Annotated in this window: 23 protein-coding genes, 2 pseudogenes and 1 riboswitch; of the genes and pseudogenes, 5 read left to right on the forward strand and 20 right to left on the reverse strand. The window is 39.6% G+C overall.

Annotated features, from left to right (window positions below; genetic code table 11):
• Positions 1–4: 4 nt before the first annotated feature.
• From ppk1 to EC328_RS10585, 3 genes are all read right to left on the reverse strand, one after another.
• Positions 5–2,143, reverse strand: coding sequence for a polyphosphate kinase 1 (gene ppk1, locus EC328_RS10575; RefSeq protein WP_128427059.1), 2,139 nt, complete (start codon positions 2,141–2,143; stop codon positions 5–7).
• Complete coding sequence (locus EC328_RS10580; protein WP_128426756.1) at positions 2,133–3,053, reverse strand: Ppx/GppA phosphatase family protein; 921 nt, start codon at positions 3,051–3,053, stop codon at positions 2,133–2,135. Before EC328_RS10580 ends, ppk1 begins: the two co-directional genes overlap by 11 nt.
• Before the next feature lie 131 nt (positions 3,054–3,184).
• A complete protein-coding gene (locus EC328_RS10585) occupies positions 3,185–3,523 on the reverse strand; it encodes an arsenate reductase/protein-tyrosine-phosphatase family protein (RefSeq protein ID WP_128426757.1) in 339 nt (112 codons plus the stop codon).
• Between the two features lie 782 nt (positions 3,524–4,305).
• On the opposite strand from EC328_RS10585, the gene EC328_RS10590 reads away from it, so the two are divergent.
• Together EC328_RS10590 and EC328_RS10595 are read left to right on the forward strand one after the other, a co-directional pair.
• Complete coding sequence (locus EC328_RS10590; protein WP_206363864.1) at positions 4,306–4,896, forward strand: 5' nucleotidase, NT5C type; 591 nt, start codon at positions 4,306–4,308, stop codon at positions 4,894–4,896.
• 129 nt (positions 4,897–5,025) lie between these two features.
• On the forward strand, positions 5,026–6,189 hold the full coding sequence (locus EC328_RS10595) for a M20 aminoacylase family protein (protein ID WP_128426759.1): 1,164 nt from the start codon (positions 5,026–5,028) through the stop codon (positions 6,187–6,189).
• A gap of 38 nt (positions 6,190–6,227) precedes the next feature.
• Here EC328_RS10595 and EC328_RS10600 read toward each other — a convergent pair whose 3' ends face one another.
• Both EC328_RS10600 and EC328_RS10605 read right to left on the reverse strand, forming a co-directional pair.
• Positions 6,228–7,016, reverse strand: a complete 789-nt coding sequence (locus EC328_RS10600) for a 2-keto-4-pentenoate hydratase (RefSeq protein ID WP_128426760.1) — start codon at positions 7,014–7,016, stop codon at positions 6,228–6,230.
• A 79-nt stretch (positions 7,017–7,095) separates the two neighbouring features.
• On the reverse strand, positions 7,096–7,800 hold the full coding sequence (locus tag EC328_RS10605) for an EAL domain-containing protein (protein ID WP_128426761.1): 705 nt from the start codon (positions 7,798–7,800) through the stop codon (positions 7,096–7,098).
• Between the two features lie 135 nt (positions 7,801–7,935).
• Here EC328_RS10605 and EC328_RS11950 point away from each other — a divergent pair.
• Positions 7,936–8,070 (forward strand): annotated as a pseudogene (locus tag EC328_RS11950) (IS3 family transposase); the annotation flags it as partial.
• A 128-nt stretch (positions 8,071–8,198) separates the two neighbouring features.
• Positions 8,199–8,756, forward strand: a complete 558-nt coding sequence (locus EC328_RS10615; protein ID WP_128426763.1) for a DUF924 family protein — start codon at positions 8,199–8,201, stop codon at positions 8,754–8,756.
• Between the two features lie 47 nt (positions 8,757–8,803).
• Here EC328_RS10615 and EC328_RS10620 read toward each other — a convergent pair whose 3' ends face one another.
• From EC328_RS10620 to EC328_RS10650, 7 genes are all read right to left on the reverse strand, one after another.
• Complete coding sequence (locus EC328_RS10620; RefSeq protein ID WP_206363865.1) at positions 8,804–9,682, reverse strand: dihydrodipicolinate synthase family protein; 879 nt, start codon at positions 9,680–9,682, stop codon at positions 8,804–8,806.
• Between the two features lie 26 nt (positions 9,683–9,708).
• Positions 9,709–10,458 (reverse strand): Ldh family oxidoreductase, encoded by a 750-nt coding sequence (locus EC328_RS10625; protein ID WP_128426765.1) that lies wholly within the window; start codon positions 10,456–10,458, stop codon positions 9,709–9,711.
• 59 nt (positions 10,459–10,517) lie between these two features.
• Positions 10,518–10,742, reverse strand: coding sequence for a hypothetical protein (locus tag EC328_RS10630; RefSeq protein WP_128426766.1), 225 nt, complete (start codon positions 10,740–10,742; stop codon positions 10,518–10,520).
• A gap of 66 nt (positions 10,743–10,808) precedes the next feature.
• Entirely contained in the window at positions 10,809–12,794 is a 1,986-nt protein-coding gene (locus EC328_RS10635) for a phospholipase D family protein (protein ID WP_128426767.1), read from the reverse strand.
• A 515-nt stretch (positions 12,795–13,309) separates the two neighbouring features.
• Entirely contained in the window at positions 13,310–13,519 is a 210-nt protein-coding gene (locus EC328_RS10640) for a helix-turn-helix domain-containing protein (protein WP_128426768.1), read from the reverse strand.
• A 10-nt stretch (positions 13,520–13,529) separates the two neighbouring features.
• Entirely contained in the window at positions 13,530–14,012 is a 483-nt protein-coding gene (locus EC328_RS10645) for a DUF2975 domain-containing protein (RefSeq protein ID WP_128426769.1), read from the reverse strand.
• A 118-nt stretch (positions 14,013–14,130) separates the two neighbouring features.
• Positions 14,131–14,655: an AI-2E family transporter gene (locus EC328_RS10650; protein WP_164906109.1), complete on the reverse strand. Its 525-nt coding sequence runs from the start codon at positions 14,653–14,655 to the stop codon at positions 14,131–14,133.
• A 166-nt stretch (positions 14,656–14,821) separates the two neighbouring features.
• Here EC328_RS10650 and EC328_RS10655 point away from each other — a divergent pair.
• A pseudogene (locus EC328_RS10655) lies at positions 14,822–16,036 on the forward strand (aminopeptidase).
• A 33-nt stretch (positions 16,037–16,069) separates the two neighbouring features.
• Here EC328_RS10655 and EC328_RS10660 read toward each other — a convergent pair.
• The 8 genes from EC328_RS10660 to EC328_RS11560 all read right to left on the reverse strand — a co-directional run bounded on the left by EC328_RS10660 (position 16,070) and on the right by EC328_RS11560 (position 22,574).
• Positions 16,070–16,615, reverse strand: a complete 546-nt coding sequence (locus EC328_RS10660) for an NADPH-dependent FMN reductase (RefSeq protein ID WP_128426771.1) — start codon at positions 16,613–16,615, stop codon at positions 16,070–16,072.
• 60 nt (positions 16,616–16,675) lie between these two features.
• On the reverse strand, positions 16,676–18,310 hold the full coding sequence (gene abc-f / locus EC328_RS10665; RefSeq protein WP_128426772.1) for a ribosomal protection-like ABC-F family protein: 1,635 nt from the start codon (positions 18,308–18,310) through the stop codon (positions 16,676–16,678).
• 211 nt (positions 18,311–18,521) lie between these two features.
• Entirely contained in the window at positions 18,522–19,037 is a 516-nt protein-coding gene (locus tag EC328_RS10670; protein ID WP_128426773.1) for a hypothetical protein, read from the reverse strand.
• Positions 19,038–19,146: 109 nt separating this feature from the next.
• Positions 19,147–19,671: an ATP:cob(I)alamin adenosyltransferase gene (locus tag EC328_RS10675; protein ID WP_128426774.1), complete on the reverse strand. Its 525-nt coding sequence runs from the start codon at positions 19,669–19,671 to the stop codon at positions 19,147–19,149.
• Positions 19,655–20,449, reverse strand: a complete 795-nt coding sequence (locus tag EC328_RS10680; protein WP_128426775.1) for an ABC transporter ATP-binding protein — start codon at positions 20,447–20,449, stop codon at positions 19,655–19,657. Before EC328_RS10680 ends, EC328_RS10675 begins: the two co-directional genes overlap by 17 nt.
• Positions 20,443–21,465: a FecCD family ABC transporter permease gene (locus tag EC328_RS10685; protein ID WP_128426776.1), complete on the reverse strand. Its 1,023-nt coding sequence runs from the start codon at positions 21,463–21,465 to the stop codon at positions 20,443–20,445. The genes EC328_RS10680 and EC328_RS10685 overlap by 7 nt, the downstream gene beginning before the upstream one ends.
• Positions 21,466–21,467: 2 nt before the next feature.
• A complete protein-coding gene (locus EC328_RS10690; RefSeq protein ID WP_128426777.1) occupies positions 21,468–22,421 on the reverse strand; it encodes an ABC transporter substrate-binding protein in 954 nt (317 codons plus the stop codon).
• Between the two features lie 15 nt (positions 22,422–22,436).
• Positions 22,437–22,574 carry a hypothetical protein gene (locus EC328_RS11560; protein WP_164906110.1) on the reverse strand — a complete coding sequence of 46 codons (138 nt, stop codon included), beginning with the start codon at positions 22,572–22,574 and terminating at the stop codon, positions 22,437–22,439.
• 165 nt (positions 22,575–22,739) lie between these two features.
• Positions 22,740–22,922, reverse strand: a riboswitch (cobalamin riboswitch).
• Positions 22,923–22,924: the final 2 nt, after the last annotated feature.

The following is a 22,924-nucleotide window of genomic DNA, read 5'->3' on the forward strand; positions in this document are numbered from 1 at the left end:
TAACTTATCCAAACAACCTTTCAAGGCTATTTCTCACATAATCCTTTAATCCTCTAAATCTGTTGATTTGATACCTTGACTTGGAATACTTTTGTTGTATAGCCTGGATCATAAACTGCTCTTGACTGTTAATGGAGATCCTGTTATCGGGAATTCTTGTGAAGCTTCCCTTCGAATCGATCACCCGAGCCTTGACATTATCATAAAGCATAATGTCGAGCATCTTGTTTATTTCATTCTTAATTTCAGGATCGTATATCGGACACGCCACCTCAACTCGTCTATTTAGATTTCTCGTCATAAGATCTGCCGAAGAAATAAATATCTTCTGGGAATCTCCATATCCGAATGAATATATTCTTGAATGCTCCAAAAACCTTCCAACAACACTTTTCACTTTGATATTGTCTGTTTTTCCTTCAACGCCAGGCAGAATGCAACAGATGCCTCTTATAACCATAGAAATCCTGACACCCGCAATGGAAGCCTCCGATAGCTTGTTAATTACATCTATATCCGTCAGTGAATTCGCCTTTATAGTTATCCTGCCTTCTTTTCCTTTTGTTATCTCCTCATCTATGAGGCTCAAAATACCAGCCTTTAAGCCGAATGGCGCAACCAAGAGGTGCTTATACTTCCCATTCAGGTTCCCTATGGACATATTTTTAAAAAACTCAGCTGCATCTTCTCCAATCTCATAATTTCCTGTGATAAAAGACAGATCTGTGTAAAGCTCAGCTGTTTTTTCATTGTAATTGCCTGTTCCTATCTGAGTCACATATTTGATCTTACCCTTGTCCTTATATGTTATAAGACAAACCTTTGAGTGAACTTTATACTCCTCGAAGCCATAGATTATCTTGCACCCAGCATCCTCGAGCTTTTCAGACCAGTCAATATTGTTTTGTTCGTCGAATCTTGCTCTTAGCTCAATAATAACAGTTACGTCTTTTCCATTTTCTGCTGCAGAACACAGGTAGTCAACTATATTGGCTTTTAAGGCCAGCCTGTAAATGGTAATTCTAATCGATATCACATTGGGGTCATTTGCTGCCTGCTTCAAAAGGCTTAGGAATGGTTTAATGCTGAAATAAGGATAATGAAAAAGCATATCCTTTTTAGAAACTATCTGAAACATGTTTTTATCAGTCAGGGATTGAATATTCACAGGCTCATAGTGATTGTAAAGCAAAGGTTCGCTTATGCTTTTTGGCAGGTGCCCGATAAGGCTATATACATAGTTCATCCTTATTGGAGCATCCATTACATATATTTGATTATTCGTAATTTCAAGTCTCTTGCATATGTAGTCGGTAAATTCACCACTTAACTTTTCACTGGTTTCAACCCTTACAACAGCAAGTTTTTTCCTCTCCTTTAGCAGCTTTTTCATCCTTTTTCTGAAGTCAACGTTTTCGCTGAACATATCCTCATCGGATGATATATCTGCGTTTCTGGTTACTGACAAGCACGTTCTTTCACCGATCTGATATGACTCAAAGATAGAACCCAGATACTCTGAAATAATTTTCTCGGTGTGAATATATCTTACAGAGCTTACCGGCATTGTAAGTAATGGTGGAATACTTTCCGGTACCGGCACTATGCCTAGTATTTTTTTATTTTTTTGCTTAAGCATACACATCACATAGATGGACTTATTGGCAAGATGCGGAAATGGGTGGTGTGTATCCACTATCTGAGGTGAAAGAAGCGGATAAATTGTGTCAGTGAAATACTTCTTCACAAATTTGTGTTCCTGTTCATTCAAGTCACTTATATCAAGAGATTCAATTGATTTTGACTTCAGCTCTCTCTCAACTTTCAGAAAGCATTTGTTATAATCCTTATTCAGTTCAGCAACCATGCCATATATCTTGCTTAACTGCTCGCCAGGAGTCAGGCCTGATTTAGTGTCTATTGCAGTCGGGGCATAGGCAAGCTCATCATATAGGCTGCCCACCCTTATCATAAAGAACTCATCAAGATTTGTTGCATAAATTGCCACAAACTTAAGTCTCTCCAATAACGGTATATATGAATCCTCTGCTTCTTCGAGAACTCTCCGGTTGAATCTGAGCCAAGAGATATCCCTATTCTGTTTGAAACTGTAGTCTTGGTTAGTTAATAATTCATCTGACATCTTCTTCAATCCTACTCATTATCATCTTATATAAATATCCTTCTCTGACTCCAAACTCGCTCACATTGATAGTCTCGCTTTTAAAATGTGTAGCCAGAGTGTTGAGGATAATCATTCCAGGTAAAATAGTATGCAGTCTGTCCGGTATAGTCTTGATGATCTGGGTAATGAAGTCATACCTGTCTTCTTTATAATACTCTATTATCTTGCCAATATCCTCAACAGGTATATTCCTGTTGCTTTCTGGCAGATCATATATCTCATTCATTAGTTTACAGGTTGCTCTTACGGTGCCGCCTACTCCGCATATGATTCTCGTATTTACCGGTATGCCAATTTTAACAGCTTTTTCAAGCTCCTTAATAACTTTCCTTTCAATCTTGATCATTTCATTCTTAGTAGGCAAAAAGTCTTCGACGTACTTGTTATGCATATTAAGTGATCCCACTGGCAGAGACTGTGCACTCTTTATCTCCCCATTCATATAAAATACAAGTTCGGTGCTGCCGCCACCAATATCTATAAGTAGTCCATTCTCAAGGTTCAGCTTCATGGAAGCTCCCACGTAATCTAACGTTGCTTCTTCCTCTCCGGATATAACCTCGATGTTTAAACCTGTTCTGGATTCAATAATTCTTGCCGCTTCTTCAGTATTCTTTATATTTCTAAGAGATGCAGTTGCAAACACATAGGTATCCTTAACGTCAACATTTCGCAGTATTTTGCGAAATTCATTAAGGTATCCCACAGCCTTATCTATTCCCTTGGTCGTCATATAACCAGCGTCGTTAACATAGCCAGCCAACCCAGCAGTTATTTTTTTCGTAAGCATAGGATATATTTCATTGTTTTCGAATTTGTAAATGCTTAGTCTCATTGAGTTTGCACCAATATCTATGATCCCGTACATAGTCTCCACCTCATTGATCAGTTAATATTTGATCTGCTAACTTTCTGTATATATACCCTCTGATTTCCTTAAATACTGGTTGACCTCTCTGAATTCGACCTTATCTTCATAACTAAATCATCAATTCTTCGTTAAATTTCCTGAACCAGTTTGTAAGCCTTATCAATTTTTTCTTCATCAGAGCCCTCAAAGTCCTCAAGGTTTTCCAGCCCCCAATTGAGTCTCATTTTTACACCTGGAAATATTGGGCACTCCTTTTCCTGTTCTCCGCTACATACTGTAACCACATTGGTATAAAACCTGCCTTCCTTATAATAGTCGAAGACATTGTTGACAGAATTTCCAGATATGTCAACTCCATGGCTTTTCATTACCTCTATTGCCAGGGGATGTATACTTGAAGCATTAAGTCCTGCGCTCTCAGCAATGAACTCATCTCCATACTTGGTATTTAGGATCGCTTCGGCTATTTGGCTTCAAAAAGAGTTTTTTACACATACGAATAACACTTTTATTGGCTGTGTTGAAATGTCTATACCCCGTTATCAGTTCTATGATTTATTAACCTTTTAAGACTTCTTATAATGTAGTGAATCTATTAAACCTATATTATTGTACCAGTATTAAAATTGAGACATGGCAGTGTTAAATTATTGTTAAGAAAATTCAAAACTTCATATTCAATCTACATTTAACATAATTTTTACAGTATTATAACGCTACTTAAACACAAATATCCCCTAATTTTGTTACTATTTGGGCATCAACTAATGACGAGACTATTTCATTCAAAAACCTGCAGAAAGGATCCTTGAGATATACGAGGATATAATTAAGAGGATAAGAGCCATTAATCAAAAGAAGAATGCTATCAATAATTACTCTTTACCAAATACCCATATCAAGCATATATGCTCTTATACCGACACTGTTCGTCCGGATGAGAAGGTTTCCGGGGTTCATAGTTTTTTCGTTTCCGATCCAAATCATTTTGGGCTGTGAGGAAGAATTTCCATTGATGACGGTCACCTGTGCTGTAAATAACTATAAGGAATCTAAATTTGACAATATATATGAGCTTACTGAATACCTCGCCAGTCTCAAGACGTACGCAAAACGTTTGTAATCAAAATGATTGAAACAGTTTCATGTTCAAAATAAAGATAAAATTAACCAAAACCTTATACACTCTTAACCTTAAGTTAATACGTATAAGGTAAAGTCTAATCATAAAAATGAAAGGAGTGTTATTATGAAGCTTAACATCTGCGTCGATATCGATGGCACAATAACAGAGCCTTATTACTGGCTGGACATGGCAAATCGACATTTTGGGACAGACATAAAGCCTTATCAGGTAACAACATACGATATTCACGAGGTTCTAAAAGTATCCAGAGAGGCATATAACGAATTTTATAATCTTTATGCAGAAACACTGCACTCAAAAGCTGAGGTAAGAGAGAATGCCGAAATAGTACTTTGGAAGCTAAATCAGCAGCACAATATCTTCTACGTTACTGCAAGGGAACAATGGATCAAAAAAACAACTGAAAACTGGTTCGTAAAGAACGAGCTGCCTCTTGCTGAGTTGCATATGCTCGGTTCTCACTACAAGGTAGAAAGAGCAAAACAGCTTGAATGCGATATCTTTATAGAGGATAGATACGAAAATGCAATCCAACTGGCACTTGAAGGTTTCCAGGTTTTACTGGTAGACTGCAGCTACAACAGACTTCCTCTGCTTCCAGGCATCACCAGAGTCAGAGACTGGATAGATATCTATGAGGAAATTGAAACTATCTATGAAAAACTGAATAAAGCTGAAGCAAGAATAGCATAGAAAACCCGACCCTGGAAGCATCAAGGTCGGGTTTTTTATTCTTGATTTGATATAGTTATTTATTTATGCTGTCATTATCTGTTCTTTAAGTATATGATTATATTAGTCAATCAAACGAGGAGGTTGCTTATGGATAGAGACATTTTTATTACTCAGCTTAAGGAATGGAGGCATTATCTTCACATGCATCCGGAGAGTGCCTTTGAAGAAGTGGAAACCTCAAAATTCATAGCGAAAGAGCTTGTTAAAATGGGATACGACGTACATACCGGGATTGGTAAAACTGGTGTCGTTGCCAGTTTAACTGTAGGGGAAGGCGAGGGAGTTATAGGATTTAGGGCAGATATAGACTGCATCCAGATGCAGGAAACCGCGGAGTTGCCATATGCATCTCAAACTTCAAACAGGATGCACGCCTGCGGTCACGACGGACATGCAGCGACTCTATTGGGAGCGGCAATGCTCTTGTCTGAGAGAAGAAACTTCAATGGTACAGTAAGGCTTATTTTCCAGCCCGCCGAAGAGCCTGGAAAGGGAGCGTTGGCTATGATCGATGACGGGCTTTTTGAACGATTTCCAATAGATGAGATATATGGCCTTCACAACATGCCTAATCTTCCAGAGGGTACCATACATACCAGATCTGGCGGTATAATGGCGAGCGAGGACAACTTTGTCATAAAAATCAAAGGTAAAGGTTGCCATGCATCGAGCCCTCATTTAGGAAATGATCCTCTTGTAATTGCTGCAGAGATTATTCTGGCATTGCAGGCTATAGTTTCCAGAAATGTTAGCCCTCTTGAAAATGCAGTAATCTCGTGTACCGAGATCCTTACAGATGGAATACACAATGCTATCCCCACAAATGTTATAATAAAGGGAGACACAAGGAGCTTCAGCCCTAAGATCCAGGCTCTTATCGAAGATAGGATGAGAAAGATATGTATGGGTATCTGTCAGGCAAATGATGCTGAATGTAACTTCGAATATACTCATGAGTTCTCCCCTACGATCAACTGGTCAGAGCAAACACAAACTGCATTGCAGGCTGCCAAAAATATCGTCGGTGAGGAAAAGACTTTCCCAGACTGTGTCCCAATGATGGTGTCCGAAGACTTTGGGTGCTTTATGGATAAGGTCCCTGGCTGCTTTGTATTCGTCGGCGGACTTAAAAATAATGATCCAAACAATATGGTTCCTCTCCACAATTCGGTATTTGATTATAATGATTCTATTCTTGAGACTGGAGCAGAGTTTTTTTCGGAAATCGTCAGGCTAAAGCTAGGAAAATAGTAATAAAGGCTTCCGGGAAATTCCGGAAGCCTTTATTACTATTCAAATGTTACCTTAACACTCCCAAGATCACTGAATACACATTCGAATACATCTCCCCCGGTAGCTTCAGGCGCAGCAGTGATAGCTCCCGACAAAATTACATCACCTTTGTTTAGCTGGACTCCGAACTCCTGCAGCTTATTTGCAAGCCATGCAACAGCCTCTGCGGGATTACCAAGAACGTCAGCCCCGGTCCCATTATTTATCTCTTCCCCATTTTTATAAAGGGTCATCTCAATTTCCGGAATATGTATCTGATCAACACCAAACCTTTTGTCTCCCATCAGATACAGTACACTGGAGCCATTGTCGGAAATTGTATCAACAAGCTTTATTTTCCAGTCCCTGTATCTGGTATCAACTATTTCGATCGACGCTGAAATATAATCTGTCGCTCTGTAGACATCCTCAACAGTTACCCCTGGGCCTTTCAAATCATCCTTCAGTACAAATGCTATCTCGCCTTCAACCTTAGGCTTGTTTAAGGTTTCAATTTTTATTGATCCGCCATTTGGAACCTCGGTGCTTTTATACAGATGACCATAGTCTGGTTCATCTATCCCGAAAAGCTCCTGCATAGGTTTAGAGGTAAGGCCAATTTTCTTTCCGCTGATTATCTCTCCATCCTCAAGAGCTCTTTCCACGTTCATCAGCTGTATGTCATATGCATCCTTAACGGTTAATGATCCATCCAGCCCGCTTATTATCTCCATAGGTTCACCTTTTTTCATTGCTTCATAGAGCCTTCTTGATAATTCATCATTACTGAACTTTCTCTCATTCATTTTTATTCCTCCATTCATATGTATTTTAGTATTTCGCAAATTCTGTATGCCTATACCCAATATATGAGAGATCCTGACATCATCTGCCAGGTTCTCTCATAAGTGAATCTATTGCTTTATCTTCATCGAGTGGTTTTGATATAAAGTAGCCCTGAGCTTTGTCACACCCATTAGTCTTCAGGTATTCAAGCTGCGATCCATGCTCAACGCCCTCAGCAACTATATAATAGCCAAGCTTGTGTCCCATCGACATTATATCGCTTACCAATGTGTTTTGAGGCTCTATCTCCAACAGCTTATCAATGAAGTACTTGTCAATTTTAAGGCAGCTTGCATTGATCTCGATCTCCCTCGCAAGAGATGAATAGCCTGTACCGAAGTCATCTATTGCAATACTGATCCCACTGGCCTTAAGATCTCCAAGGATTTCATTAATATCCTCGAGGTTTGCTGCAAATACTGACTCTGTTACCTCAATTTCAATATTTTGGGGATCAACTTTAAAATTCCTGACCAAGGCTAAAAGCTTCTTCTCAAAATCAGGCTTTAACAGCTGGATTGTTGAGATATTAATAGATACTGTCAGATCGGTCCTTCCAGTTTCTCTTAGCTTTGTAAGAAACCTTAGAGCTCCATCGATTATCAGATCACCTATCGGGATTATCAGTTTCTTCCTCTCGGCGATAGGTATGAACTCATTGGGTGATATCATGCCCAGTTTTCTGCTTCTAAGTCTTGCCAGGGCCTCGAAGCCGCTGATCCTGTTGCTTTCAACATCCAGAATAGGCTAAAATTGAAGGAATAGTCTATCAGTTTCTTTACCTTCTGCTATTTGAATGAGCTCCCTTGTAATGATTCCCTCCTTTATGATTTGATCCTCAATTTTGTCATTAAAGTAGAAAATATCATAATGATAAATTGGCTAACAGATATCACAGGATTTCACATACCTGCTGGGAAAATATATTTGTCCCCGATTATTGATTGTTTTGATGGAATCCCTGTAAGTTGTACAATTGGAACATCACCTATTGCTGAACTAGTAAATACAATTGGTCAACTTCTTCATTGACATTCACAATCAAGTACTTGCTTAAGCTAATTCTTGGCAGGTTTATGATTACAATATATACCTATCTGGTATATAGACAAAAACAAATGATTTAAGAAAGGATTGATAATATGGCAGTGAAAACCTATGAGGATGTCCTCAAGTTTTGGTTTGACCAGGAGCATGTGCCTCTCCATTTTGATGAGAACAATGAATTTGACGAAAAAATCAGGACGGAGTTCCTTGAGACCTGGGAGGCTGCAAGGCAAGGATTACTTGTGGAATGGAGAAAAGATATAAGGGGGCGATTGGCTGAGATAATCGTTCTGGATCAGTTTTCAAGAAACCTTTTCAGAAACGATATCAGGACATACACTCAGGACAGGATGGCTATTGCACTTTCGCAGGAGGTCATTAGTAACCCCGATTACCACAAACTGACTCCGGATGAAAAGAAATTCATACTGCTGCCCTTCATGCACTCAGAATCAACTAAACTTCATGATTGGGCTATGAAATATTTTGAAGAGCTTGAGGATGGCGGAGGAACCCTATACTTTGAGAAGCTTCACAGGAAGGTTCTGGATAAATTTGGCAGGTACCCTTATCAAAATGAAGATCTTGGAAGGGAGTCCACACCGGAAGAGCTTGAGTATTTAAAGGAGAAGAATGGGAACTTTTATGGGTAAAACGATGTAAAGCAGGATAATAATCATATCCTGCTTTACATCGTTTACTATCTTCTAAAGGGGGCAATCAGCTTTTCTACATATTGTCTATCTTCCGTTGAGAGTCTTATTAGAGGCCTCCTAACTTCTCCTCCCATGTATCCCATTAGGTCCATTGCATATTTTAAGCCTGCAACTCCAAGCTTTCCGGTAACAGTAAAATTTATCTCAATCAATTTGAGCTGTAATTCTCTTGCTTCATCTAATTTCCCATCCCTAAATAAAGATACCAAATCACAGCACTCCTCAGGTAGTACATTTGCCAGTGCAAGCGTTGCACCCCTAGCGCCAACACTGAGTGCAGGTAAAAGATACCCTGCGTTACCAGCAAATACTGAAAAATCCTCAGCAGTATCTCTGACAATTTCAGAAATCTGAACAATATTGCCTGATGTATCCTTAATACCGACAATGTTTTCATGTCGACTCAAACTTGCAACTAAGCTTGAAGATAAGTTGATTCCAGTGTTTCCCGGCATATTGTAAATCATCAATGGTATCGGAGATCTATCAGCGACATCTTCAAAGTACTTGTGTAAGACACTTTCTTTCATACTTCCCTTATAATAATGAGGAGGCAATACCAAAGCTGCATCAGCTCCGATTTTACTGTATTCCTCGCAGTCTTTGATGGTCTCTATAGTGGATTCGCATGACGCGCCAACGATGATTTTCTTTTCCCTGTTGAAATTCTTTACAACGTGATTAACAAGTTCCTTTTTTTCTCCATCATTAAGATATACAAATTCACCGTTTGATCCGAGTACCACTATGCCGTCAAGATCTGTCTTACCCCATTTATCAAGATTATGGTCCATCTTTATGTAATCGATTCTTTCTTCTATATCAAATGGTGTTACTACTGGCGTGTAAATACCGTTTAACAATTCTAACCCTCCCAATACTTGCATTACTAGTTTTGGCTATTATTCATCATGATTCTCTTATTAGAACCAATTCCCTCCAGAATCTTGTCCAGGGACTCTATCGCTTTCTCCGAAAGCTCAATGCCGTTCTCCATGGAATGCTTCTCCCTTTGCTTGCTATTCTCACCAGGAAGAGATATTTTATCAAAGCCATTCGCTTTTTTCATACTCTTTATATTCTGTATATAATCGTTCATTTTGGTTCTGAATTCATCCAATGAAATAAAATGCTCTATGTCAATCGCAATTAGTGAACAACCAATACCTGCCTGTCCCTCCGGATAATGGATAGCTCGGACATTCGGTGCATAATTTGAACCTGATATCATACCTGCAAGAATATCTATAGAAAGAGCTATTGCTGAGCCTTTAGCTCCACCAATTGGAAGAAGGACCCCCTTTATAGCCTCTATTGGATCTGTAGTAGGATTCCCTTCTATGTCTAAAGCCCAAGTATCAGGGATCTCCTTCCCTTCTCTTGCAGCCTGGCGTATTTTCCCTCTAGCAACCTCTGATGTTGCCATATCAGCAGAAATAACAAAATCATTCCCCGTGTAAATACCAATAGAAAAAGGCTGAGTGCCAAAGAATTGCTCCATACCTCCCCATGGAGCCATTGCTGGGGAAGCATTGCAGCATAATACTGAAAACATGCCAGATTCCGCAACCATCTCAGTATAAAGCCCCAGAGCACCCACATTATTCGTATTTCTAATTAAGACAGCACCAATCCCAATATATTATCGGTTTTTTTATCTACTCAATTTTCTTGGTTTATTTATATTAAATTAGTTGCTCATTCGATATGTATCAAAATAGCAATAAGAAGCATTACTGCAATCGTTCTATGGGCCATAAGCCAGTACTTGCCTTTCTTTTTTACCTTAGATCCATAGATACCAAGCAATATCTGCAATACCTCAATTGAAGCTGCAACAGCACCTGTAATACTCAACCCGTGGGTCATGAACTGGATAATGAAGCGGAGAGCCAAGAACATGTCTTCCAGAAAATCAAACACTTTTCTCAACTCCTCCTATGGGTATCTAAGGATATTGAAATAGTAATGGATAGATACAAATATAATCTACTTAACAAACCTTCCTATCCAACTGAATTCCTTTTTAAAATCTATTTCAAAAAACTTAGATGCTTTGTCTATGTCGAACACCACAAGCTCTCTCGATTGTTTTGCTTCAAGATCTTCGGGCAACTCCTTGACTATATAGCTTGCATCCCAGTTTTGACCGGCATTATAGGTCAAGGTATTTTGCTTTTTATCGTAGGAAAATGCTTTTTTATTGATCATCCAAGCTCTTCTAATGGTATCTATTGCCTGGGAGCTGGTAATTTTTTCGCCAAAGTAGTCATCTAAGCTTAATCTTCTTATGAATATTGGTAGTTCAACATCCGTGTTTTCAGATAGTATCTCATAAAACACCGAAGAAGCTTCCGCAAGTATATCAGGGTTGTATTCAATAGTTTGATCCATCAATTCATCAATTAGTGATGGGATTATTTCGAACATCCTCCTTAGAAATTCCCTGTATAGAGCTGTCCCTATGTTGCTTTGAACCTTTCTGACAATCCTGTCCCTCATGACCTCCCTGTTGGTGAGCCCGGCTTGAACATGGCAAATAACAGTCCTCCTAATTATTTCTGGTGCGACTGCCTTTACGTCTTCATTTGCACTTATTACAACGGCTGGGAAAGATTCGTTGTTCTCCAACACTCCAAAATCGTCATTCTTTATCATTTCTATTGCATGAGTACTAAACCTGCTCTGGTTAAGGTCGTCTACAATTATTGGAGCTCCTTTTACCACTCGTTTTAGACCGTCGATGTTTGTTCTTGTAAAGTCAGGTGCAACGAGCTTTGTCTTTTGACCTATCATCATCTTTAAAAGAGTTTCAAGAAATGATGTTTTTCCTGCCTTTGATTTGCCGTATATGAGCCCAAATACAGGGTAAGGAAGTTGTGGTCTATTGTTCCTTTCAGCAGTTATTCTCATAATTGCCATGAATGGACTTGTTAGGAACCACACAGCAAATGCATAGTATTTGCTTTGCATCTCTGCCACATTTCCATAAAATTTTTCATATCCGTTCATGTACTCTAAAAATAGTGCTGCATCTCTTCTTATTTCTTCAGTGTCCGGTTCAAGATTTAGCGGAATATCATTGAGAACGGCCCTTTTATTGTCATAATCCAGGACTAGAGCAGGATACTCGGATCTCATCTCCTGATCTATCCTTTTATTCTCTATAAGCCTCCTTCTGGTTTCGACTACTTTGTCTGGTGACAGGAATACTTTACCTTTTCTGTCCGATGGTGGTATGCTCTTTTTATATTGCTTTGACAGATCATCAACTGAGAATACAAATTTTATTGCATCTACGTTTACTGTTTCCTTTTCAATAATCATGGCTTTCTGTACTTTTACTTTATTGAAAATCGGCAATTCATCTACTTCTTCAGTGAAATCTTCTATCCCGAGAGCCTTTTTGGTAATTTCAGAGGTGCTGTCAGACTTTAGTTCCAGATATTGCTTGAAATACCAAGCAAAAGCCTTATCACCATCAATGTATATGATATTTTCTCTTTGTAGACCTCTAAATGCTGAGTAGGACATATTTGCAGACCCTGTAATAACTCTTTTACTGCCGTCATTTGCTTCAAGAAGATATAGTTTCTCATGAGAAAGCTTTTTATCCGCAACATGAAGCTTTAATGAACCGTCATCTATCCTTTTTGCAAGATCAATCTTATTGTTGCTAGCTGATTCCTTGAGATTCTCAATTGTCCTTTGCTGATAAGCCATGACCTCATGTAGATCGTAGTTTATAACTCCTTCGTAACCAAATATTATTTCAGCATAGTCAAATAGCTTTAGAAGCTCGGATGCAAATCCAATGGCTGATGAATATGTAATTGCATAGAGCTTTTCATAACCCTGGAACAACTCCTTCCAAGTCAATGCTTGAGCTTCAATGTAGTCCATTCTGACCACATCCAATTTGTGGTTATTTTGGGATTGCTTATCAAATAGACTGTCCTGATTGTATGTTTTCATGGTTTCAAATCTCCCTTTCGCAATTGCTCTCTTAAATATTAATATACTACATTTAGCTGGGAAATCCTCCTTTTCAGAACAAAATTTGAAAATTCAAAAAAGAAAATGAGCTCCGTATATGGAGCTCAAGTTGTATGAAGCAGCATACTATATAAATGAATGGGGGACAGTGTTGTTTACTATCTGTTATCAGTATATAGGAAAATTGTTAAGGTTTCGTGTCCTAAATGTGAAATCTTTGTAAAGCTTTATTAACTTAACCTTTGTTTTATGATTCTCCCCAGCCTTTCTATACCAAGGTTGATCTTGTCAACCGGTACTGAGCTGAAGCAAAGCCTCATGCAGTTTGTACCTCTGCCATTGCCTTCAGTAAAGAATCCTTGTTTTGCATTCTTTTAGCATATTTTACCACTGTCATCACTCCGTCAAAAAAGAATATTAGATATCTTATACATCCTTTTTTATTTTAGTAAAGTGTTAAAGTTTTAGGTATGAAAAAAGATCCCCGAGGGATCCTATTTGTCTTCTCTGTATTCAAGTATATCTCCAGGTTGGCAGTCAAGTGCGCTGCAAATGCCTTCAAGGGTGGAGAATCTGATTGCTTTTGCTTTACCATTTTTCAGTATTGATAAATTTGCCATTGTTATTCCCACTCTCTCTGAGAGCTCGGTAACGCTCATTTTCCTTTTGGCAAGCATTACATCTAAATTAATTATTATTGCCATTTCCACCACCTCACACTGTAAGCTCGTTTTCAGCCTTGAACTCTATAGCTTCCTTCAACAGCCTTTGGAGTACAGCAGCAAATACTGAAATCACCGCAGGTGCAAATGTGAATGCCATACCAATCAATATTACACCGGGAGCATCATCCAGCTCGCCTATTATATAGAACAATGGCATTAATACTATATATATTGCGCTAATAGTGAGCCCGCTCCACTTGATCCTGTTCAGTGCCTGCACTGAATCAAAGGAAAAAGCATTACTTTTATCAATATACCCTAACAGCTTCATTGCCTGATACAGGGCGTAGAAAAATGGAATGGCTGTTACATACATTCCCCCGATTATACCGTACAAATACCTGTTCAATTCCCATGGGTGAGCAATTGAGCTTCTTACGATAGTTGGCAGCCCCAAAACACACAATGCAAGTATTGGCAGTGCAATAATTATTACTGCCAGCTTTAGGAATAGTGTTGTTCCTTTTTTCATATATTACACCTCTTTTATAGCCCTCAGGAATATTATAGCGAATAGTTTATCGTTTATCAATAAATAGTTAACTCAAGTTGATATGATGAAGGCTGATTCATTCGAACAAGCCATTACATCACTTGAATACCTTTATTATTCCTTCATCATTTAAGTGCTTCAAAAGCGAAAGAGTGATCGGGAAACCGAATAATCCAAGGATACCGAAGTAGGTAGCTCCTATGAACATACTCATCAAAGCGACGATAGGATGTATCCCCAGCTGCCCCCCTACGATCTTTGGTTCTATCATATTTCTAACTACCGTTACAAATACATAGAGTATAAACAGCCCCAACGCCCTTCCATAGCTTCCGATAACGAGATTAAAAATTACCCATGGAACCATTATCCCTCCAGTTCCAAAGAGAGGCAGTATATCGAAGGCTGCTATGATCATTGCTATAAGGATAGGATTTGGTACATCAATCAAAATCAGTCCTCCCGAAAGCTCAATAAATGTTATGAACATTATCGTTCCGTATGATTTGAAAACCACAAGCAACGTATTCTTCAGGCAATTTTTAATGCTTATAAGGATTTTTGCTCTATTTGGAGAGAATTGTCTAAGTATAAAGCCGGTATGAGAGTCAATCGCTGTCAATTGTATGATATCAAGTGAGTATTTGATAATATAGCCATTTACATTTCATTTATCACGTTAAACTAAAGCTAATTTTGGAGGAGTTGTTTACATTATCCCGTTTATTAGGTAAACTGATGGTAGATTCTTAAATTGGGGTGATCAAATGTCAAGCTTTAAGGGAAAAATGGAAGAGTATGCCCGGTTGCTTGTTGAGGTTGGTGTAAATCTAAAGCCAGGCGAACCTCTTGTTATCTCTGCTCCCGTCGAAGGTGCAGAATTCGTAAGAATGATGGCAAAAATTGCCTATCAGCATGGATGTACAGACATTTACATGAATTGGACGGATGACGTCCTTACCAGACTCAAATATGAGAATGCGCCGCTTGAGGTCTTTGAGAGCTTCCCAAGATGGAAGGCAGAACCTATGGAGGAATTTGCAAAAAAGGGTGGTAACTTTATATATATCTCAGCTGAGGATCCTCAATTGCTCCAGGGTATAGACACAAGAAAAATATCAGCCAATAATAAAGCTTCCGGAATTGGCTTAAAGGAATACAGAAACTACACTATGAACGACATTAATTCTTGGTGCGTTGCCTCTATTCCAACTATTTCCTAGGCTAAACAATTATTCCCGGAGGTGGAGGAGGGAGAAGCTGTTGAAAAGCTTTGGGATGCTATCCTCGAAGCAACGAGAATGAACAGCGATGATCCTGTTGAGGCCTGGAAACAGCATATAGAAACGCTTAAGAAAAAGGTAAATTATCTTAATGGAAAGAAATTTGCCAAGCTTCACTATACCTCCAATAACGGCACAGATCTTATGATAGAACTTCCTGAAGGCCACATATGGGCTGGCGGGGGAAGTGTAAATGCCAAGGGAGATCTTTTTGTAGCTAATATGCCTACAGAGGAAGTGTTCACTCTTCCTGCAAAGTACGGAGTAAATGGTGTTGTTTACAGTACAAAACCTCTTAACTATGGAGGAAATCTGATAGATAACTTCAGCCTTGTTTTCGAAAATGGTAAGGTTGTCGACTTTGAAGCAAAGACAGGCCATGATTTGCTGGCTGAGCTTCTTGACATGGATGAGGGTTCAAGGTATCTGGGGGAGGTGGCACTTGTTCCGTACAGCTCACCTATTGAAAGAGCAGGGATACTATTTATGAATACTCTATTTGATGAAAATGCAGCATGTCACCTGGCTCTTGGTAAGGCATATCCTACCTGTATAGAAGGAGGTCCTTCCATGAACGAGAAAGAACTTGAGGCACATGAAGTCAACGACTCCTTCACCCATGAGGACTTTATGATAGGCACATCCGATCTTTCAATTGTGGGGATTACTCAAGATGGAGAAGAGATCGAGGTTTTTATGGACGGAGAATGGGCAGTTTAGTTATTATAAAATCCTCGGCGACTGCCGTGGATTTTATAATTTTATCTTCTCAGCCCATTTTATTAAGTTCTCCATAACCTTATCCAGATATTTAATAGTTCGTTCATCTGCAAAATTTCCATTCTCATCAAAATGATCCTGAACGTTTGCTATGAGGAGATGGTTCCCTGGAAGTACCAAAGCTGATAATCCTGGTGCATTGAGCACCTGCCGGATCTCAGATTGACTTCTTGCGGTACCGACATTGCCATTTGAAGCACCCATTATCAAAACAGGTTTATTTACAAACACTCGATCGACTCTGGAGCACCAGTCCAGAGCATTTTTCATCCCTCCGGGGATCGAATGGTTATACTCTGGGCTTATTATCAGTATTGCTTCACTTTGTTTTATTTTTTCTTTGAACTCCTTTACAGACTGTGGAGGATCCTTCTCGAAATCCTCGTTGAATAACGGCAGGTCATTTAATCTAATGACCTCCATTTCATGTTCACCTTCATATCTTTGTTTTATGAACTCCGCAATTCTTCTATTAAAGGATTTTTCCCTCAGGCTCCCAACTATTATTGCAATCTTCATTAAATCATCTCCTTTGCCTCAATCAAGGCACTTTTACCCACTTAGAGAGTGTGGAAACACCTACTTATTACGTCTCAGTTCTTTTATCTTTTCGGCTGTAAGGAAGTATTCCTGCTCTAGCCTATTCTTTTCTTCTGTATCATTGATTGATGCTAGCTGTCCTACGAGGATAGAAAGCCTGTTCTCCAAAACCGCAAGAGTCTCCGAGGAATCATCTTTTTTGATCCTACTTCCATATTGCAGGTACTCCTCATAGTTCCCATCAAACCTAACGATCTTTTTCCCTGTGATTATCAGTAATCCTGTTGCTATTCTATCGATCAAAGCTCTGTCATGAGTGGCAAACAGCATGCTTCCTTCATGGTCTGACATCGCTTCCTCCAATGCTTCTATGGATGCTATGTCCAGGTAATTGGTTGGTTCATCCATTATCAGTAGATTGTTATCGGATAGTATAAGCTTTGCAACACATGCCTTTACTTTTTCTCCCCCGCTTAGCATCTCGATCCTTTTATGAACGTCATCTCTTCTGAAAAGAAGTCTCCCAAGCATTGTTCTTACATAGGTTTCTGAGTAGGGACTGTCTTTTAGTACACTCTCAAGGAGCGTACTGCTCTGATCTAAAATCTCAAAGTTCTGACTGAAGTATCCTATCTTGGCACTTTTTGCTTTCTTTATGCCTCCCTCGTCTGAAAGGACCATTTTAATAAGTGTACTTTTCCCTGAGCCATTAGGTCCCACAAGTGCTAGTTTTTCTCTTGGCCCGACAAGAAACTCAGCGTCCTCAAAGATTACCTTTTCACCAAAGCTTTTATTTATACCCTCACCTGAGATTATCCTCCTGCTTTGCAGTAGACCTTTTGAAAGGTCTACATGGACAGGCTTTGCTTCCTTGGGTTTATCTTTCTTCTCAAGGTGCTCAATCCTTGTTTGGACGGCTTTTTTCCTGTTGTCCAGATTTTTCTTCGCGCTCTGACCTCCCATTTTGTGGAGTCTTGCCTCAGAATTACCCATTCTCCTTGGAGCATTTCTTGTTGACTTTGACTTCTCACTGATCTGAATCATTGATTCCTGAAGTCTTTCCTTCTCTCTTTTATACTGCTGGTATTCAAATATCTGCCTCTCTCTTCTTTCCTCTCTTTGCTGAATAAATCTTGAATAGTTCCCCTCATATATTTCAATCCTGCCGTCTTCAATCTCTATGATACTATTGCAGCAGGAGTCAAGAAGCTTTCTGTCATGAGAGATAATGATTAGCCCACCTTTATGTTCATTAAGAGTCTTTTCCAACTCCTCAATACCTTCAATGTCAAGATTGCTCGTCGGTTCATCTGCAATAATAAGTGTATCATTATTTTGCATTACTGTGGCCAATTTAAATCGGGTTTTCTCTCCACCACTCATTGTTTCTGTATATACTTCAGGAATATTCAGCTTTGAAGCAAACTCCGAAGATATTGATTTTATTTTAGGAACATCCAGTTGAGAAATATAACTATAGCTGCATCTTATATCAACCGTACCGCTATCAGGCAATATATCCCCGGTCAATAGACCAACCAATGTAGTCTTCCCTGCTCCGTTGTTCCCTACTATGCCAATTCTGTCACCTTCAAATACACTCAACTCAGGAAGATCAATTATTAGTCGGTCACCGTAATATTTCTTAATGTTTTTTGCATTTATTAAAAGCATCTGTTAACTCCCCCTCTTTATCGCATGAAAATATGCCCAATATTACAAGGGCTTTCCATTACTATCAGGCTGATGTCTTAGATCAGATGCACATTATTCCTTACCTTCTCTTTCGTGGTATTGGACTACTTATTCTGAAAAAATTATAACACGGTAGTGAATAGGTTTCAAATAAAGAGCCAGGGACTAAACATCCCTGGCTCTATTAAAGTTAATCTTCTATGCAGCTTCCATCCATAATTCTCTGTCCGTTACCGCCGTTTCCACCTCTGTTTTGAGCTCCACCACCAAATCCTTCACCGTTGCCAGCTTTTGCTCCGTTTCCTTGCCCATTGCCTGCTCCTTGACCATTACCGTTTCTTTGTCCGAATAGTCCGGTTCCCTTCAGTAGGCCTTGGCTGTCTCCATCGCAAGCTTCCATTGCTTTAAGTACTTCATCAGCTTTTTCTTGGGTTATTTTACCGTCTTTTACCAACTGATCAAGCATTGTTTCTTTGCCTGCAAGAGCTGCGGCCTTGAACTCATCGTAGATTCCTTCTTCCTGAGCCATTTCTCCGAAGGTCATATCCTTTTCGACCTTCAGTTCATATGCTTCTTCTTCTGTATCAGCTTTGTCAGAATATGTTGCATAAATCGCTGCCGGACCCCAGCTTGCATCCGCAAAGGCTACACCCATCGTCCCAAGCATCATTACTACCACTGCCAACATTACTACTGATTTTTTCATCTTCTACACTCTCCTTTTTTTATTTGTTTACTGCTTTCTATGTTTTAAGTATAGAAGATAGATGTGTTCCAATTATGTTGGTCTTATGTAGATTTTGTTTTTTTGATATTTATTTATAATTCCTGCTCTGATACTCCACCTCAGCCACTTCTTCAAGCTCGTTTAACTTTAATGCGAGGAAAAAGAAATAATTGGAAAGGATATTGCAGGCATCTATCAGTGCGTCGGGGACTCTGTTCCCCTTGTGGACGTGTCTGTATATCATCCTCACTATCTCCTTGAATTTTGTCCTTATCACATGAGCCTGGCAAGCTGATTTAGAGCCTTGAGTAAGTACAAATCTTTGGTATCTCCCCTTGGTCTCCTCAGACAGCCATCGGGTTGCCTCCTCTAACCACTCCATTTCCTCCTCAGTAACTGAGAAAAATGTCCTAAGACTAGGGTTGATATGATAGGTTATCTCGCAGATCTTTAAAAGCTCTTCCCTCAGGAACTCATCCTCAATATCTGATCTTAATAACCCTATTAAGCTGGCAGTTTCATCTGTAAGTATTTCAAAATCACACCTTAAGTCGTCTCCATGGTCGCTCAAAAAAGGATACGCTTCATATTTGCTTCTATACAACCCTTTCATTTGAATTCCTCCAATCAAGCCTCTCCCACCTTTTGTAGGATTTGACCATATATTCTACAACGTCCATGTCATATACCTTCTTCAGTAATGCCTTATCGATTACTTCCTCTGTCTTTCCATAGCCTACCTGTTGTCCGTCCTTAAGCAGCAGCACCTTGTCGGAAAGTCTAACTGCAAGGTTTATATCATGTAAAATACCTATGACTGAATGGCCTTCCTCTTTTGACCATTCTCTTAGGAAGTCGATTATTTCTACTTGATACCTAAGGTCCAGGTGGTTGGTGGGTTCATCCAGTAATATTATTTGAGGCTGCTGAGCTATAGCCCTTGCAAGATGTACTCTTTGCAATTGCCCGCCAGATAGCTCCAGGATAGGCCTGTCTCTGAGATCTTTTAACCCGGTTGCTTCGAGGCAGCTGTATACAACTTCCTTATCATATGCAGTGTGCTTTTTTAGAAAAGTGTTCTTAATTTTAGCATATCTTCCCATTAACACGGTTTCAAATACAGAATAAGAGAAGTACACTGATGAAATCTGAGTCATTACTGCCATCTTTTCGGCCAGCTCGAGTCGCCTCATCGAAGCTGTATTCTCACCATCAAGTGTAATAGATCCCCTGAAGGGGATCATACCAGCTATAGCCTTTATAAGTGTCGTCTTGCCACAACCGTTGCCTCCAATTATACAAAGATTCTGATTATTATCAACTTCAGCCGATATGTTTTTAAGTACGTCGTAACCATTGTAGCCAGCGTAAAGCTTTTTAATACTCAGCATTGAGAACTCCTCCTCCCTGAGAAATAGAGATAAGTGAAAAAAGGTGCCCCTACCATCGCTGTAATCGCACCAACCGGTAGCTCTATGGGTGCAATTATCGTTCTTGCGATCAAATCACACACTACCATGAATGAGCCCCCAAAAATTGCAGTCATTGGTAGAACGATGCTGTGAGAGGATCCGAATAATTTCCTTACTATATGTGGAGCCACAAGGTCGATGAATCCTATAACGCCAACAAAAGCGATTGCACTTCCAGTCAGCGCTGCAGCAAGTCCCAGCAGCAGCCACTTAACCCTTTGAACGTCTACACCTATAGCAAATGCCTGTTCCTCACCAAAAGTCAATATATCCATCTCCTTAGAATACAAAAGCAGTATGGAGACAAGTGTAATCAAGATCGGGAGCAAGATATATATACTCGACCACTCCTTTAGTGAGAAGCTACCCATCTGCCAGAATGTAAGCTGTGCAACCTTATCCCTGAATAGGGCTGTTATCATAGTAAGAATTGCATTTATAAATAATGAAAATACTATTCCTACCAGTATTATTGTGTTATTTTCCATATTGCTGTCCAATCTTGAGGCAAAGCTGATAGCGAGTATTACGGTAATAATCCCAAATGCAAGACCAGTGAATGGAAGTGTAAATGCTCCGAATACAGGCAGTCTTAGCCCTGTCACTATGATGATAGCTGCACCAAAGGAAGCTCCGGAGGAGACTCCCAGTGTATAGGAGGATGCAAGAGGATTCTTAAGAACCGATTGCATAACTGCCCCACTTACCGATAATGCCGCTCCCACAATATATGCCAATAATACTCTTGGAAGCCTTATGTCCCATACTATTGATGCCACTGTATGACTTGAGTCGGTGCTTATGCCAAGAAGTTTCTCACCAAATATTTTAAGTACTTCCGCAGGGGGTATGTACACGCTTCCAATACCCACTCCCAAGACCAGGACTACGAAGCTTAATACTGCCGCAAAAGCAGCTCTTTGGGCCGTACTCATGATCAATTAAGCTCCGGATATACTGCTCTTAGCATTTCCTCCAGTGCTTTTACTATATTTTGATTGGGGAGTGAGCTTGACATGTTGTCGATATAGTAGATTTCTCCGTTTTTTATTGCCTCAACAGAGTCCCACCCAGCACGTTCTTTTATCTCTTCAACTGGATTTTCGATATAGTTCACATTCGTAAGTATTACCTGAGGATTTTTACTTAGTATCAACTCTTCAGAAACTGATATCCAGCCCTCTTGATCAGCGAGCAGATTTTCAGCTCCAATTATTTCGATCATTTCATCAAGAAACACACCCTTACCAAAGCTGTACATATAGGGAGCAGCGCTTATCTCAAAGTAAACAGTCTTTTTGTCAGTTATGGTCTCACTCAGACTCCTTATTTCTTCTATCCTCTCTCTCATTTCAGCAACTATTCTATCCCCTTCAGCCTGGTTTTGGAGCGTTGCAGCTACAAATTCAATATCCTTGTATATCCCATCAATACTATCGCTTGAAGGGATATAGGCTACAGATATCCCAAACTCCTTAAGTGGGCTTAAAACGTCTGCTCCATCACCGATACTTAATGTTGAAGCATAGATTATATCAGGTTTCATTGCAACCAGTCTTTCAGCATCTGGAGACATCAGTTCAAAATATTCCAGTCCTTCGGGAAGATTTTCAAGTTTTTTTGACTGGAGGTCAACTGCTACTAGCTTATCCGCGTAACCCATTTCAATCAATATCTCGGTTATTGATGGTGCGAGAGATACTATCTTTTCAATTTTTTCTGGGACTACTATGGCATTTCCTGCGGGGTCTGTAGTTGGCAGCTCACTTTTCACAGTGGTTTCAACAGAAGCCTCTGGCTGAGGTTGTGCTGATGGACCAGCGGTAGTACAGGCCGGAAGCAGAAGGCTTATCAGTAGTAAAAAGGTCAGTAATAGCTTATTATTTCTCATGTTATATCCCCCATCCTATTTAATGTCTGAAATCTTGATTATAATTATGGACTTGTCTTTCCTTATGCGGTGGATGTCTTCCCTCGTCATCTCCTCGCCAAACATTGTTTCCTCATCGATTTTCTTGAACACTACGTGATACTTTTTTTCCATTTCTAACTCCCCTTTCTTTTTTTTACTTTCTTCTTACAGGCAGAGTCTAAGTCGAAATAAATAAAAAAAGAACTGTAGCCTTAGCTACAGTCCGAATTTACTGTTCTTAGATCGATAGCCGCAAATATACCTGCGGTCATCCATTCCTCTGCCAATTGCCCGTTGGCTGGAACGATATTTTATGCAGGTCTTCTGGCTTACGTTATACGCAGGATTCACCTTCCCGAGTTTCCTCAGTGGATACGAATACTACAACACGCTTACAGCGGCGGGACCGCACAGGACTCTAACCTGTTTCCCTCTTAGCCGTCCGATTTGTCGAACGGAACATAAAATATTATTCATTTGTA

It is taken from the genome of Gudongella oleilytica (assembly GCF_004101785.1).
Classification (GTDB): Bacteria; Bacillota; Clostridia; order Tissierellales; family Tissierellaceae; genus Gudongella; species Gudongella oleilytica.

Coding starts and splice junctions, on each gene's coding strand:
- ppk1 (WP_128427059.1), bottom strand. CDS start 2,143: ATGTCAGATGAATTATTAACTAACCAAGACTACAGTTTCAAACAGAAT.
- EC328_RS10580 (WP_128426756.1), bottom strand. CDS start 3,053: ATGTACGGGATCATAGATATTGGTGCAAACTCAATGAGACTAAGCATT.
- EC328_RS10590 (WP_206363864.1), top strand. CDS start 4,306: ATGAAGCTTAACATCTGCGTCGATATCGATGGCACAATAACAGAGCCT.
- EC328_RS10595 (WP_128426759.1), top strand. CDS start 5,026: ATGGATAGAGACATTTTTATTACTCAGCTTAAGGAATGGAGGCATTAT.
- EC328_RS10600 (WP_128426760.1), bottom strand. CDS start 7,016: ATGAATGAGAGAAAGTTCAGTAATGATGAATTATCAAGAAGGCTCTAT.
- EC328_RS10615 (WP_128426763.1), top strand. CDS start 8,199: ATGGCAGTGAAAACCTATGAGGATGTCCTCAAGTTTTGGTTTGACCAG.
- EC328_RS10635 (WP_128426767.1), bottom strand. CDS start 12,794: ATGAAAACATACAATCAGGACAGTCTATTTGATAAGCAATCCCAAAAT.
- EC328_RS10640 (WP_128426768.1), bottom strand. CDS start 13,519: ATGGCAATAATAATTAATTTAGATGTAATGCTTGCCAAAAGGAAAATG.
- EC328_RS10645 (WP_128426769.1), bottom strand. CDS start 14,012: ATGAAAAAAGGAACAACACTATTCCTAAAGCTGGCAGTAATAATTATT.
- EC328_RS10660 (WP_128426771.1), bottom strand. CDS start 16,615: ATGAAGATTGCAATAATAGTTGGGAGCCTGAGGGAAAAATCCTTTAAT.
- abc-f (WP_128426772.1), bottom strand. CDS start 18,310: ATGCTTTTAATAAATGCAAAAAACATTAAGAAATATTACGGTGACCGA.
- EC328_RS10670 (WP_128426773.1), bottom strand. CDS start 19,037: ATGAAAAAATCAGTAGTAATGTTGGCAGTGGTAGTAATGATGCTTGGG.
- EC328_RS10675 (WP_128426774.1), bottom strand. CDS start 19,671: ATGAAAGGGTTGTATAGAAGCAAATATGAAGCGTATCCTTTTTTGAGC.
- EC328_RS10680 (WP_128426775.1), bottom strand. CDS start 20,449: ATGCTGAGTATTAAAAAGCTTTACGCTGGCTACAATGGTTACGACGTA.
- EC328_RS10685 (WP_128426776.1), bottom strand. CDS start 21,465: ATGAGTACGGCCCAAAGAGCTGCTTTTGCGGCAGTATTAAGCTTCGTA.
- EC328_RS10690 (WP_128426777.1), bottom strand. CDS start 22,421: ATGAGAAATAATAAGCTATTACTGACCTTTTTACTACTGATAAGCCTT.
- EC328_RS11560 (WP_164906110.1), bottom strand. CDS start 22,574: ATGGAAAAAAAGTATCACGTAGTGTTCAAGAAAATCGATGAGGAAACA.